We start from the raw sequence: 14,821 nt of genomic DNA, 5'->3' as shown, positions 1-14,821 counted from the left end.
ACTTCCAGTGACTTGAGATGAACCAGCACAACCGACCGAACTCCAGCGAAGAAACCCAGGCCAAGATCCCGGCGCTGGCGCTGTTGATGAAACTCGGCTGGACCTACGTTTCTCCTGAAGTCTGCCTTCAGCGGCGCGGTGGTGAACGCTCGGCGCTGCTCGAGGATGCCCTCAGGAGCTGGCTGGAGACCTATCGCTACACCTACAGGGGAACAAGCCATGGTCTCTCCTCGGGGTCCATTCAGCAGGTCCTGAAGGCTGTCTCCAACACCGGTCTGAACGAAGGCCTCAAAGCTGCCAACGAGAAGCTCTACAAGCTGCTGGTCTATGGTGTCACGGTCACCGAGCACATGCCGGACGGTCAACGCCAGTCCTTCACCATCCCGCTGCTCGACTTCGACACCCCATCCGCCAACCGGCTGGAAGTGACCGAGGAACTGAGTGTCGAACGGGACGGAGCCCAGGGCACTTACAGGCCCGACATCGTGCTCTACGTCAACGGTCTGCCGCTCGTGGTGATCGAAGCCAAGCGGCCTGTCAGCAGCAAGACCGGGAAACCCACGGTCGACGAAGGCATCTCCCAGCACCTTCGCAATCAGAAGACCGGCGGCATCCCTCTGCTCTATGCCTATGCCCAGCTACTGGTCTCCATCTCCGGCGAGACCGGGCGCTATGCCACCACGGAAACACCGAAGAAATTCTGGGCAGCATGGCGGGAGGAAGAGATCCCGGAGAAGGACGTAGCCGGTATCCTCAATGCGCCTCTCTCACCTGCAGCCAAGAACACGCTCTTCGCCCAGCGCCCCAAGTACATCCGGGACTACTTCGAGCAGCTCTGGTCGCGGGCGATCCTGGCAACGGAACAGGACACGCTGATCAACAGTCTGCTGCGGCCTGACAGGCTGCTGGAGTTCATCCGCTACTTCCTTCTCTTCGACCAGAAGGTCGGCAAGATCGCGGCCCGCTACCAGCAGGTCTTCGGCGTCAAGTCGATGCTAACCCAGGTGGAACGGCGTAACAAGACAGGTGGCCGGGAAGGCGGTGTCATCTGGCACACGACAGGCTCCGGCAAGTCCTACACCATGGTCTTCCTGCTGAAGGCCCTGCTGCTCCGTTCCGAGCTTGCCAACTGCCGCACCATCGTCATCACCGACAGGACGGACCTTGAGCGGCAGCTCGCCAACACCTTCATGTCGGGTGGAGCCTTCGGGTCGGCCATGGCCACCAAGAAGGAAGGCGCTAAGGCCAAGGCACAGTCCGGACGTGACCTCGCCAAGAGGATTGGCTCCGGTACAGAACGGATCATGTTCACGCTGCTGCAGAAGTTCACCTCAGCAGCGTCCTATCCGGAGTGCCACAACGACTCCTCCGACCTGATCGTGCTGGTGGACGAGGGCCACAGAAGCCATGGCGGGGAAAGCCATGAGCGCATGCGCAAGGCCTTGCCCAATGCCGCCTTCATCGCCTTCACCGGTACGCCGCTCCTGAAGGACGACAAGACCCAGAACAAGTTCGGCCCGATCCTCCATGCCTACACTATGCAAAGAGCGGTCGAGGACAAGACGGTGACGCCACTGCTCTATGAGGAGCGGCAGCCAGAGCTGGAGATCAATGATCGGGCTGTCGATGCGTGGTTTGAGGCGCGGACCGCCAACCTCAGCGACGACCAGCGGGCGGACCTCAAGAAGAAGTTTTCCACCAAGGGAACGATCTACGGGGCCGACCAGCGCATCACCTGCATTGCCCTCGACATCGCCGAAGATTTCTCGCGCAATTGGAAGGACCTTGGCCTCAAGGCGCAACTCGCCACGGACAGCAAACTCTCGGCGATCCGCTACAAGACGGCCCTCGATGCGCTGGGTCTTGTCGAAAGTGCCGTGATCATCTCACCGCCCGACACGCGGGAGGGCCATGAGGACACCAGCGCAGCCAACTCGCCGGAAGTGCAGAAGTGGTGGGCCGAGACGGTCGCCAAACATCCTGCAGGCGCCGAGGGCTACGAGAAGGGCGTCCTGAGGGACTTCGGCACCGATGGTGGGCCGCACATCCTCATTGTTGTCGACAAGCTGCTGACGGGCTTTGACGAGCCGCGTAACACGGTCCTCTTTATCGACAAGTACCTGAGGGAACACAATCTGCTGCAGGCCATCGCCCGGGTGAACCGCCTGCACGAGGACAAGAAATACGGCTACCTGATCGACTATCGCGGCATCCTGAAGGAGTTGGACACCTCCTTGACCGCCTATCAGGACCTCGCCGAGCGCACCCAGGGCGGCTACGAGATCGACGATCTTGTCGGCCTCTACGAGAACGTCTCCAGCGAGTACAAACGCCTGCCCGTGCTCCATCGCAATCTCTGGGCGATCTTCAAGGATGTGAAGAACAGGCAGGACATGGAGCAGTTCCGCCGTGTCCTCGTTCCCAAGGTCGAGATCGACGAGGCGGGAGAGAGCTTCGACAGGCATCAGAAGGTCCGTGACGAGTTCTACGCGGCCTTGTCGGAGTTCGGCATGTGCCTGAAGCTTGCCCTCTCCACCCGCAGTTTCTTCGAGGACAGCGCCGTCGGCGAGAAGAAGATCGCGACCTACAAGAGCGACCTCAGGTGGTTCTCCGAGCTGCGCATCTGGGCCAAGCAGGCAAGCCAGGAGACAGTCGACTTCTCGGCCTATGAGAAGCAGATCCGCGACCTGATCGACAAGCAGGTGATCGGCATCGGCGTCAAAGGCAGCGAAGGTGTCATCGACATCACAGGGTTCGCTGAAGACGGGCAGGCAAGCTACTCGCTCGACGACCCGAAAAGCTGGAGTGACGAGAAGACACGGACAGAAGCCGATCTCATCAAGTCGCGCCTGACCCGGACGATAGAACAGGACCTGGCTGAAGATCCCTATGCCCAGGCAGCCTTCTCCGAGCTGCTCAAGAAGGCCATTCGGGAAGCAGCGGATCTTTTCGACCATCCGCACAAGCATTATGTCCTGCTGAAGGATCTGGAGGCGCAGGTCAAAAAGGGTCGGGCTCCGGGTATTCCCGACAGGATCGCCGACAACCGCCACCACAGAGCATACTTTGGGGCTCTCCTGCAGGCTCTTCCCGAGGGGACTGTTAGGGAGAAGGGTGAAGACCATCTGATCGACGAAGCCATCCACATCGACGGTGTCGTCCAGTCCGCGATTGCCGCCCACTCCCTTGACCCGGAGAATGCCATGAAGGAGATACGGCAAAAGCTGCTGCCGCGCTACTTCAGTGCCTATGGCGGCGGTATGGAGCTGGCAGAAGGAATACTCTCGCGTGTCCTCGAAATCGTCAGACGCGGCGCTGGGCGGGAAGACAGCTGACGTGAGCGACTGGGTACTTGCCTACGGGGACGAACGCATTCCCTATACTGTGCGGTCGAAGGCCGGGCGCTCGGGCAAGGTTGCCATCCATGTCGAACAGGACGGATCTGTCGTCGTTGATGCCCCTGAGGGAACGGAAGCCCAGCGCATCAAGGAAGCTGTCGGCAAGCGGGCTGGTTGGATCTACCGGAACGTTCAGGAAGCCCGTGAGCGCTTCACCCATGTCCTCCCCCGGTCCTATGTCAGCGGCGAGCAGGTGCACTATCTCGGTCGGCGGCATGTCCTGAAGGTCATCCCTGTCGCCAGGCCTGAGAGGTCCGTCAGGCTCTACCGTGGCACTATGGAGGTCAGGACCGAGAACACGGACCCACAGGCCATCAGAGGGCGTCTGAGAGGCTGGTACAAGGTCAGGGCCCAGGCTTACCTCAAGACTCGCCTCAGCGCTGTCTCAGAGGCCCTACCGTGGATCGACAGTGTGCCCCCGTTCCATCTGATCGAGACCGACAAGCGATGGGGCAGCTGTTCCACCGATGGCACCGTGCGCCTCAACCCCTTCCTCATCAAGGCCCCGCGTGAATGCATTGACTATGTCGTCCTGCACGAGCTGGTCCACCATGCCGAACACAACCACAGCCCCCGCTTCTATACCCTCCTGGACCGCCACATGCCCCGCTGGCAAGAATACAAGCGGCGGCTGGACGGGATGGCCGAGGTGTTGCTGAACGAGTGAAGCATCAACGACCATGAGCTTGAAGGTCAGCCCCTTGAGTCAGGCTCTCAGCGACACAGTTGAGAAGCTCCAAGAGCCTGACATTTGGGAGTACGAGACTTAGCCCAAGGCGTACACCGCCTGTGGGATTACGCTCGTGTCGTAAGAGCCCAGCGCCGGAGGCTCATCGATCTCCCCACCCTGCTCGATAATGATATCGTAGAGCTGCTGGAAGATGGTCGTGCCTTCGATAGCTTCCTGCATGGCCTCGAGGTACAACTCCTTCGCCCTGGCTGCATCACGAGCATGGATGCCGATGTCGTCATGGACAGTCAGCACATTCCTGATGCCCTTCGCTTTCAGCTTCTTCAGGAAGATGCGCAAGACCAGCGCATCGATGCCTTGAACCACATGGGGCGGCAAAGCAGAGCCCATCTTACTGACCTTGAACTTCTCCTCTTTGCCTGTGGCCAGAGTGAATTGGCGACGAGAAAAGTACGTGGTGGTGATCCGCACCGTCTCCTGTTCGCGTTCACTGTGAACCCACTTGAAGCCGTCCGGGTGGGACAACACGGGTTCGATCTCAAGCTTCCCCAGCTGACGACCGGCTCGGACCAGCCACGCACGAGCGGCGACCGCTTCGGGCATGAAGACCGCGACCGACCGTTCCAGAGCATGGGTGATCGTGACAGCAAGATCGCTGATACGCTCGCTTGGGACATCGTGATGACCCTTGAGCGTCACCATGATGTTCTCGACGTGAGACCGGTGAGTGCCACCGTAGATCCACGGCACGAGGACTTCCTTGGCTTGCTTGCGGTTAATCTGAAGTGCAGGCTTCTCGATTATCCATTGGCGAGACCAATTGGCATACTCGCCTTCGTGTGTTGGCCCGGCCTTGATCAGCGACATCGCATGACTTGCCACCTGAGAATAGAAGTCGTTTGGATGCTCACTCGGTGTCATGTTGACCAATTCGCAGCCGGATTTTGAGCGAACCAGGGCATTGAAAATCTGGTATCCGCTGGATGTTGCGTCCTGATGCACCAAGATGTGGCTAAGACCTCCATTCTGTGTGCGCTCGAAATCCAGACACCATGCGAGAAACCGCCATTCATGCTTGGCATCGGCATCATGCCACCAAGTGAAGTCCATCGGGTCTTCCGCCGTGCGCAGGATGTTCTCGACGTTGGCATCTACCCAGGCCACTCGTTCGTCGAATGGCAACTTGTCGTGACCATAGAGATTAGCGCCCTGGACCTTGTGCCAGTAGACGGCTTCTGGTGTGTCGAGGGGTTGTCCCTCAGCGAGCATGAGGAGGGCTCGGGATAGGTCATTGCCGTAGACCGAGTTGGAAGCCACAGCATACATCCTTCCCCGTTTGTCGATCTGGAAAGGAGACCAAAGACGATCAAACTCGGTGTTGGCCTTGGCTTCGTTGATGATTGAAGCTGTCTTTATCCGCTGTGAGAGGGAAGACCGGTTCCAATCGTGGATTTCCTTTGCTTCCTTCTTAAAGCGTTCAAGACCAGCGGCTGTTTGTGGGAAGTCCTTAAAGCTGGGAGCTTGAAGTGGTGTTGTTCTTTTCAATGAACCAACACTGAGCTCAAGTTCAACATGGCGCTCAGCTATGGCTAACACTTCATGGTTCACGCGCCATGCTGTAGACCCGAGATAGTCTAATGCTTCAGCTACGGGGTCGAATGATTTTTCATCATTGTCGACCATCAAGCTTTGGAATCGCTTGGGGCTGACCTTAATGGCTTTCACTTTGTTGACGGTGGTCTGATACCCACCATCATTGACGGTCCTCCAAGGAAGCGGAGGTGACACCATAAGCCTCTTTTTGGGTTGAAGCATGAAGTGTGGAATCTTGTCGCTAAAGATAAGCTTTAGAAACAGATCCGAGAGCTGCACTTTGTGCATGCGGTTATGGGAGACCGAGCGGCTTCCCTTGTTAGGACGCATGTTTATGATTTCGGTCGTGATGACACCTTGCTCTTCTAGGAAACCGAGCACGATGGCACCAATCTGACCGCATTTATGAGGGTCATAGGGATTGTAGCCCTGGGCCTCGAACTGCCTGTTGAGCATGACGTTCCAACCCGTCCGCTGAAACCTATAGGACGAACCCAGGGTCTTCGCCTGGTCCCGCCATTGCTGAACCAGCTGTGGCCGCTCGGCTTCGAACTTCTCCCACTCCTGTCTTTCGATCAGGTGCTTACCAATACGGTCTGCAAGCGGACCGAAACTGACCTCTCGGTTGTCGCGAGAAAAGCTGTCGAGGACCACATGGAGCGCATCGAAGAGCACGACAGCCGGGTCCATTTCCCGAAGCGGAACTTTCCAGATGGCAGCACGGCGCGGGTTGCCAGTCTTCCAGCTGTCGAATTCAGCCTGCATTCGAGGGAGCAGGCCACCAATGAGCTTGCGGATCGCATATTGCCCAGCTCTGTGGTCAGCTAGGTTTCCGTTCTCGAAAGCGCCCTGGAGGTTTATTTTGAATTTTCGGACTGCTTCGCTCGAGGAGGCGAATTCCCGTTCCTTCTGTTCGTTGAAGAGATCGATGGTCAATTGGTCGCTTGTTTCAGGACGCACGTGTGCATTCATTGGCGTTGCTTTCCAATGTTGGTTTGTTGACGATGTCGGTGAGAGGGAAAGCTGCTGGGCTTTCGTGTTTCGATCGGGAATTTCGAGAAGCGGTTTAGTGTGTCAACCGCATCTGGTACCCGGGCTTGCGAGAAGGAATATCTTTTCCGGTTTCTTCCCGCTCATATGACGCCTTTTAATTAATCAATGATTTCATAAGCTTAAGCTGACTATTCGATATATATCGAAATATAAAAATTTTCCTATTCAAGTGCAAAATGTGCGGTTTTTCGGAATAATTTTCCGAAATGGATGGCTTCCGTCCGTAGCCGCACTGTGCACGCGTGGGCTTCAAATCAGGCAGATTCTCGATGCCAACGCTGCTCGAATGTCGTTCAAATTTGATCGACAGCTTTGTCGTGGAGAATGGTCTTCGAGTGACCACCCACCGCGACTTCCGGCATCGTACACGGAAGAACTTGGGCAAGTGCCCTCTGAGGTAGGGTGCGGTGCTCTTCGATCTCAAACAAAAAAGAAACGGTTGTTCGCAAGGACGGGAGGATCAACACGAGCTACCAACTCTACACTGATGGAAATTCAAAAACCGGTAGCCCCGCCCAAAGCCAACTCATCGACTATGAACGGGCACGCAAACAGGCCCCCACCCCAGGGAACTCAAAGAGTTTTCCACAAGGCCTCCAGCACGTTATCGGTGAGGACGGTCGGCAGCACGCTTTTGCATTCATTTCTCGCAAAGCCCATGAGTGCATTCGAGGTAGTTCCTCGGGGGGTACTGGGGGGATTCTGCCCATCATTCCTGTTCGATTGGTGGCTGGCGTTTTTGCACCAAAACATTTTGAGTTTATGGGACGGCTTGGTCGCAACTAGTCGTCCCTCCGGTAATACAACACCGCAAATGTAGGACCAGCCCTCTAATTGATGCATGTTAATAAGCGCATTGAAAACGCACGTTCAAACAGTCTGTCGAAGCTCAAAGTAGGTGAAATGAGTGTCTGTAATCGTCAGAGAGCTGAATGGTTGCTTAGGTCCTAACGGCAACCAGTGTCCAACATTAATAACCTGCGATCAAAGGCATGCTAGGCCAACGGTTCGCCCCTATTCGCATTCACGCCGCCGGTGAAATACCTTAAGCTTTTCCCACTTATCGTTGCTCTGGCCCCATCCCAGACAGTTAGGGAAGCGGTCATCAAATCGCGTTTGCTAGAAAAGCTTGCAAGCTAAAATTGAATCTAGTCCAATGTAATGGGGGGACTAGATGCCATATTTCATTGAAAATGATCTCTCATTGAACCTGGTAGGTGCGCCTAATACAGGTTTTCGTCCTGGTCAGCTGGGTGCCCTGCATTCTTCGCTCGCGCATTTCTCAGTCTACGACGAACCGGCAATTCTTACCTTGCCTACTGGCTACGGAAAGACCGCTCTAATTATGGCGTTGCCTTTTTTGCTAAGAGCAAAAAGGCTCTTGGTCATCGAGCCTTCCGACGCACTACGGCGGCAGACTACCAGCCATTTCAAGGAGCTTTCTGTACTACGACGGCTCCGGGTTATCGACGAGGCCACGCCCAACCCCAAAGTACACAGCCAAAAGGGAGCGCCTGAACACGCGGCCGATTGGTCGCATTTGGCAGATCAGGACTTAGTGATCTCCACGCCGCAGAGCCTATCGCCGGCCATTGCACATCAAGCGTCGCCAGATCTGTTCGACGTAATCATCTTCGACGAAGCGCATCACGCACCCGCAGAAACCTGGGCAGCCTTTCTTGCCTATTACCGAAACGCAAAGTTCGTCTTCCTAACCGCCACGCCCTTTCGTCGCGATCGAAAAACGATCCCGGGAAGAATGGCTTACTACTACCCGGTATCGAAAGCGGCCAAGGAGTCGGCATTTGGGCGTGTGGCTTTCACACCGGCGCCAGTGCGGAATGTAAACGATGACGAGGAGATCGATCGTTCTGTAGCTGCAACTGCGGTCGCGCGGCTGCGAGCCGACCAGGCGAATGGCTTTGACCATCGTATTTTTGCCCGAGCGGCGACAATCGCTTCTGCACGGAAGCTGGTTGAGATCTATGCCGAGGCAGGCGCCCGCGTTAGGAACATTGACAGCCACGCTTCCAAGCGCACCCAGGACGCGGTGGAGGCAGAGCTGCTCGCTGGGGAAATCGATGGTGTGGTCTGCGTCGACATGTTCGGCGAAGGCTACGATTTTCCAAAGCTGAAGATCGCTGCTCTACACGCGCCTCATCGTTCCCTGGTGCCTACATTGCAGTTCATCGGTCGCTTTGCACGGACTAACGACGCTGCGACCGGTGACGCCACGCTCGTGGCACCACTTTCTCGACTCAAGGCAGCGTCGCTAAAGCTGTTTAAGGAGGGGATCGATATCGCCGAGTTGATTGATGATGTCGCTCGGGCGCAGATCGCGGAAGCTGAGGCGGATCGGGAAGTCTTGGACCTGTTCAAGATCAGCAAGCAGGCAGACTCGGACTACGATTCCGTTACACCTCTTTTGCTGGAGCTTTACGCGCACGCGCAGATCTTCGATTGCCAGTCGCAACCCGACTTTTCAAAGTTTGATGATACAATAGGTCGTAATCTGAGGGTGGCCAAGCAATGGTCCTCTGAGGATGGGCTCATATCGCTGCTTCTAACCGTGGATACCTCGCCACCAAGTTGGGCGACATCCGACGTACTGATCAACGTGCGCCATGATGCATTCCTCCTAGCCTACAACGATGCCTCTCATCTGTGCTTCATCGGTTCGACTCGTCGAACGGCACGCATCTATCAAAACCTTATCCAGACCGCACTGCCAGACCAGCACAGGCCGATTAGCTACGAGCGAACACGCCAAGCATTAAGTGGGCTGAACAGTCTCAGGTTCTACAATGTTGGCCTCAGGAACACAGCGCTCAACTCGCAGGCCGAGTCTTATCGCGTGATGACAGGTCCAGCTGCCGAGCGAGCGATAACGAGTGGCGACGCCCGAGCCTATTCCCAAGGCCACTTCTTCGGCAGCGGTGTTGGCGGTGATGACGTCCGCGAGACGATTGGCGCTAGCAGTAGCTCGCGCATCTGGTCCAATCAACGCCTGACAGTGGCGGGATACATCGAGTGGATCACCGAGCTCAACGGCAGACTTGGCGGTAGGGTCGGCATATCGGCCTCACAACTAGATATTATTCAGCACTCTCGCACGCTTCGGCAGCTTCCTGAGCGAATTATCGCCGCTGGTTGGCACAAACAGGCGTACCGGCTTGCGCCGCGGATTCGATGGAGGAACCAAGCGGGCGAGCCGTGGTCGTATGGAAATGTTACAGACCTCGAGCCGGCCAATTACCAAGTGGATGCCACGCGCTCTAGGATGACCTTCGATATCGCCTCTGACATTTTCAGTGAGAGCTTCAATTTTAGTATCCATGGTGGTGCGCTGTTCACGAAAGTTGGCCCAAAGGATGTCGAGATCCATGCTGGCTATGACGAATGGACGGATTTGGCGTCTTGGCTGTCTGAACACCCTCCGGTTTTCTACGCGGCGGATAAATCCTCATTCGTCGGTGTGAACTTGATCGCAGCTGCAACGGGAGTCTTGAGCCAACTGGGTGACGATGACGCGGAGGCCCTTGGTTGGGAAAATTGCAAGATCGATATGGAATTCGGACCGGATCAACCGGACGGTAGTTTGAGCGTCCATCGATGGCTTGAGCAATATCTGACGGCTGTGCCCAACACTATTGCGCTGATTTACGACCACCGAAGCGGCGAGGCCGCAGACTACATTGCCGTGGTGCAAAACCCTGATGGCACCGTCGTGGTCAAACTATATCACTGTAAAGGTGCTGGTGGGGCCCCGTCTGGTGGTCGCGTCAACGATGTCTACGAAGTCTCCGGCCAGATGCTGAAATCCATCACTTACTGCGATGCCTCGGTACTGGTCCAGCACATCGAGCATCGTACAAATGAAGGCCGCCACCGCACCCCATCCCGGTTTGCGATCGGTGACTTGCGGACATTCAAGCAAACTTTGGAAGGGGCACCGCCAACAGGACTGACTTTTGAAGTATTCGGAGTTCAGCCCGGGATATCCAGAGGAGCGGTAGATGCGCATCTTGCTGATCTAATGGTCTACGGGTTGGAATACGCGCAACGAGGTGGTGCCTCACTTGCCAAATGGCTCGTCAGCGCATGAAAGAAGCTGAAATGCTGATTGGCTCGTGATGCCAACGTCAGCCTATTTGTTTTCGGACTTGGGAATGGCAAGCGGGTATTTTCCGCAAATGCAAGTAAAGCCGTCCTTCGTCGATTTGTTGGCGCGAGGAAAGAACAAATGCCTTCTCGACCACAATCTGTAAATGGCAAGCTATGAGCGACGCAGTTATCGAGATAGACACTAAAATACGTTTTATCATAAGCATTCCAGATTGGCGTCCGGAGGAGGCTTCACCATTTCAGGGCTTTGCGATTAGCCTCTGCTATAACAGCAGATTGCTAAACTTCATTCAGCAGATGCCGACTGATGTTTTCGAACTGGCGCCAGACTTCCTTCCTTACCTGATCGATCGGCGCATTGGCGGTCAGTCACCTATCAACTGGTACGGCCAGTCGCCAAGAGCGATTCGATCAATGCCGATGCCAATTGAGGCGCCTTTCACTGTTATCATGCTTGATCGGAGTGAGGACGTTGCCAATTACCAGAAATGGCTGGAGAGCTGTCCGGGACCGGTCACGGTTGTAGCCGTAGACGGCGGTACCATTCGCTATGATGAGCTTTCGTACGAGGCTATTCGTAACCGCTTTCTGGAAGTTTGTATTGAAATCCGAAAACTTGGGAATTTTGCGCATATCGATGAAATCGAAGCCGCGATTAATGCGTGGACTAGTCCGCCAAACAAAAGTGCAGATTACGAAATTCGGGGACATGGAACGGTAGCTCCAAACATCGCAGCTCTACGAATTTGCGGCTATTATGACCTCGGCATTCAGCCATTTGATCGCATCGCTGACGGCGAACAGCCTTATGTTGAGCAGATAGTTCGCACAACCAGCGCGATATTCGAAGAACGTGAAGCCCACTCTAGAACCTTGGCTAATCAGCTCTACCCTAGACAACCCGACCTCAATCTATACCTGCCAGCTACCTATGACCTCCGAAGATTCTCAGGGATTAGTCATGAATTGGACAATGCTACCCGGCGGCATTTCCGAACCACGCTTCGGCTACTAGAACGGCAATCGAGTTACAATTTTACAGTCGAAAGTGAGCCTCAAATCAAGGCTATGATGGGCGGAAAGTCGAAAAAAGAATTAAAGGAGGGCGCGAAACCAGGCTCAAATCCCATAATGGCTATCCGACGACTCGAGCTATTGTTAGGAACAGAGGCTGTTGCCTGCCTCGCGTCTTCTGAACTCTCTGCCGTAATCCGGCTGCCTAACCGACTTAACCGCACGAGAGGGGCGATCCGCCAATTTGCGCAAAACTATCGTTCCGACAAACCCCAAAACCTCAAACGCACTGAAATGTTTCGCGGTGTCCAACGCTCTCTATCGGAGAACTTTCCGCATGATTTGCAAGCCCTTATTGCAAGATCGCAAGATGGAATCCGCGTCATTGCCGATGCCCATATTGAATGGCTGGAAATTGAAGGAATCCCATTAGGGTTGCGCTATAATGTATCGCGTATCCCCGTCACTCCGGGGAATCTGTTCATCGACACATTAAAGTCTCTGCCTCCTATTTTAATTACGCCCGATTCTTTCCAAGATATCTTGGTTGTAAGCGGTCTCGAAGAAGGTGATGTGATAGCTGAACAATTCACCATAGCGTTTGAACACTTCGGCCTTCATTGGCGTGACAAACTAAACGTAAAGTTCGTTAGAGTTGCATCTCGACGGGAGTTGATCGAAGCTATCAATGCATTCGAGGGTGTTCTGATGCTCTTTGACGGGCACGGCTCGCATAAACCAGATAATCCCGGTGTGCTGTGGCTCCGTGACGAGGCGGTTGATGTCTGGAAGCTGCGCGGAGAAATCACACGCCCGCCTCCTATCGTCATCCTGAGCGCCTGTGATACGCACGCCGCAGATCGCAACCATGCCACGGTCGCCAATGGTTTCCTTGCTCTGGGATGCAGGTCAGTACTGGGTTCGGTATTCCCGCTTCACGCGTCCCATGCTGCTATTTTTGCAGCACGTTTGCTTTTTCGCGTCTCAGATTATATTCCGGCGGCGATTGGGATGTTCAAGCGATCACTGACTTGGCTTGAGGTAGTCTCGGGTATGCTGAGGCGTCAACTTGTGACAGACATATTGCGCCACCTCGAAACGCAAGGGCTAATAGCAAAAGAAGACTGGCATAATTTGCATCTGAAACTAAGCGCGATGGTGGACCTTCAGGGTGGAGAGGGGTTCGATGATGTTCGTCGATGCTTACTGGACTATGGAGTCTCAGAGCCCAAGCTTGAGCGCGAGACCCAAGTAGCAATCGCTGCCTCCAGCACGATCAGCTATCTCCACCTGGGGAGACCGGAAACGATCTTAATCAACACGGAAAAGAATCTGTCGGCTTGGGCCAACGAAGTTGTAAAAGTGCAAGAAGCGTAACACATTTACTCGCTGCGTTTACGCTCCTGCAACTAACGGCCAATTTCGGTACAGGTTACTAGATTGCAATGTCACCAAGACACGGTCGCGAAGCGCCACGACAGTAGGGTCTCAACCTAGCGGCTACCCAACTCGCTTGCCACACTCCGTGCAATAGCCTTCTGCGCTACTTCATTGACCGCAGTCTTACCGTAACGAGAACGAGAAATGTTTTGGTGGCCATGTCCCAGGAAGGCTGCGATTTCGGTCTCGGGATGACCAGCTGCAAATGCTTTCGTAGATGCCCTATGGCGCCAACTGTGTGCGGCACTGATTGCAGGGTCACTTAGCCCCACCTTGCGTTTAACTAGGTTCCTAACGCGGTCTGGGGCCATGTCGGGCTCATCAGTTAACGGGAAGGTCCAAGTGCCAAGCACCGGGATCTTTCTGGGGCTGTTGTCGGTCTTACCCTCCTTGATATCAACCCAAACGAAGTCGCCATCGACCGTTACATCTGCCGCAGTCAACCCCAAAGCTTCGCTGATCCGTACGCCAGATGCAGCCAGAAAGGTCACCAGTGGCTTGATGTTCTCTGGGCACTGAGAGAGGACCAAAGCAGCCTCATCATCGCGAAACGGGCGCTTGTCGGCATTTTTGTGGGCATCTTTCTTAGGAAGTTTGATGGCACGCCATGGGTTCCCCTCAACCATTTCCCGATCAAATAGGTAGTTCCAGAGCCCTCTAGGGGCTGCGAGATATTTGCTGACGGTTGACTGTGGGTGCTTTTCACAGAGGTCTACTGCGTATTCCACGGCTGCCTTACGTGTCCATTGAGATACCAGGGGTTTTTCCTTGGCAATTTCCTTGAGCACACGCCGGTAGTCGTTCTGGTTCCTCTCTGAGAGATCCTGGGCAACTATGTAGTTTTCAATATGATTGCTGATGGCGTCATCAGTGTTCCCGGTGACGGTTAGCAATACCGCCTTCGCCTGCGCTTCAGATATCACCCCCGTTTCAGCTTTGGCTCGGAGATGATCAACCATCGCATCTTCAAGCGCTTCCCTTTGATCGGAGTTCTCCTCACCCATCAATTCAAGGTTCTCGCGCCAAAGTGCTGCCTCACGCTCAACAACATCTTCAGACTGCAGCTGAGCCAGCCGGTGCTTCCAACGGGCAATGTAGGGCCTTACCAGCCGCGCCGCCTCGCTTGGGCTATCGGTCTGCAACGAGGCAACGAACGCCTGCAACCCGACTACGTCCTGGAACTTCTTGGGCACCTTCAACCGAGCGTAAATTGTAGAGTTTCGCCTGAAGGTATATGGGGGCAATTTCGGCATGTGTGTAAACACCTTGGGTCAACAGATAATGTCAACACACAAGCTGAAAAACATAAAAACGTCAAGCGTTTAAGGACTTAGAGCGAATTAATGGATCAGGTTCAAGGAGTTGGCAGGCCGCCTCTCAGCCCGGTCCAGGATGGCCGGGCCCCCCCATGAGATGATTGCACTGCTAACAAGCCGGCCGTGCGATTGCAAGACCCGCCTTGTGCAGAGCGGCTACTCGGCAATTGACTGGCGGGAGGAGATAGGCG

Annotated in this window: 6 protein-coding genes; 4 read left to right on the top strand and 2 right to left on the bottom strand. The window is 55.1% G+C overall.

What is annotated here, in order from left to right:
- Positions 1 to 17 precede the first annotated feature (17 nt).
- Together FIV05_RS15810 and FIV05_RS15805 are read left to right on the top strand one after the other, a co-directional pair.
- Positions 18 to 3,335 (top strand): HsdR family type I site-specific deoxyribonuclease, encoded by a 3,318-nt coding sequence (locus FIV05_RS15810; protein ID WP_152510220.1) that lies wholly within the window; start codon positions 18 to 20, stop codon positions 3,333 to 3,335.
- A 1-nt stretch (position 3,336) separates the two neighbouring features.
- Positions 3,337 to 4,065, top strand: a complete 729-nt coding sequence (locus FIV05_RS15805) for a SprT family zinc-dependent metalloprotease (protein WP_286202198.1) — start codon at positions 3,337 to 3,339, stop codon at positions 4,063 to 4,065.
- A 99-nt stretch (positions 4,066 to 4,164) separates the two neighbouring features.
- Here FIV05_RS15805 and FIV05_RS15800 read toward each other — a convergent pair whose 3' ends face one another.
- Positions 4,165 to 6,654 (bottom strand): DNA-directed RNA polymerase, encoded by a 2,490-nt coding sequence (locus FIV05_RS15800; RefSeq protein ID WP_152510218.1) that lies wholly within the window; start codon positions 6,652 to 6,654, stop codon positions 4,165 to 4,167.
- A gap of 1,255 nt (positions 6,655 to 7,909) precedes the next feature.
- On the opposite strand from FIV05_RS15800, the gene FIV05_RS15795 reads away from it, so the two are divergent.
- Both FIV05_RS15795 and FIV05_RS15790 read left to right on the top strand, forming a co-directional pair.
- The gene (locus FIV05_RS15795) at positions 7,910 to 10,840 is read left to right on the top strand and encodes a DEAD/DEAH box helicase family protein (RefSeq protein WP_152510217.1); all 2,931 of its coding nucleotides are present in this window, start codon (positions 7,910 to 7,912) and stop codon (positions 10,838 to 10,840) included.
- A gap of 173 nt (positions 10,841 to 11,013) precedes the next feature.
- Positions 11,014 to 13,251 (top strand): CHAT domain-containing protein, encoded by a 2,238-nt coding sequence (locus tag FIV05_RS15790; protein ID WP_152510216.1) that lies wholly within the window; start codon positions 11,014 to 11,016, stop codon positions 13,249 to 13,251.
- 116 nt (positions 13,252 to 13,367) lie between these two features.
- Here the strand turns inward: FIV05_RS15790 and FIV05_RS15785 are convergent, their stop codons facing one another.
- The gene (locus FIV05_RS15785; protein ID WP_152510215.1) at positions 13,368 to 14,567 is read right to left on the bottom strand and encodes a DUF6538 domain-containing protein; all 1,200 of its coding nucleotides are present in this window, start codon (positions 14,565 to 14,567) and stop codon (positions 13,368 to 13,370) included.
- Between the last annotated feature and the right edge of the window lie 254 nt (positions 14,568 to 14,821).

This window comes from Labrenzia sp. THAF191a, from assembly GCF_009363335.1.
Taxonomy (GTDB): Bacteria; Pseudomonadota; Alphaproteobacteria; order Rhizobiales; family Stappiaceae; genus Roseibium; species Roseibium algicola.
This window is presented reverse-complemented; position numbering and strand designations above follow the sequence as displayed.